Genomic DNA, 381 nt, shown 5'->3' on the forward strand with positions numbered 1-381 from the left:
ATAGAGACCATGTCGTCCACACTGATCTGATGACGTTTGGCGTGCATGCCGTCACGCAGGGACATGTCGTGCAATGTCACATTTTTTCCGTTCAGGTTCATTGCTTCTTCCTCCGTCTCTTATTCGCCACGGGCTGGCAGTGTGATGGTGCCGCTGGCGGCTTCTTCGGCAAACATTTCGGCGGTACGCAAACCGGCGGCGGTCATGATGTCGAGATTGCCGGCGTATTTGGGCAAGAAATCCCCGAGGCCTTCAACTTCCATAAACATGGACACCCGGTTGCCATCGAACACCGGGCCGTTCACCAGGCGGTAACCCGGTACGTATTGTTGTACTTCGGCGACCATGGCGTGGACAGATGCGGTAATGGCATCACGATCC

Annotated in this window: 1 pseudogene; it reads right to left on the reverse strand. The window is 55.6% G+C overall.

The annotated features are described in order from the left end of the window. Positions 1 to 119 precede the first annotated feature (119 nt). A pseudogene (locus tag Q4563_RS16905) lies at positions 120 to 381 on the reverse strand (acetaldehyde dehydrogenase (acetylating)); the annotation flags it as partial.

This window comes from Gilvimarinus sp. 1_MG-2023 (genome assembly GCF_030548285.1).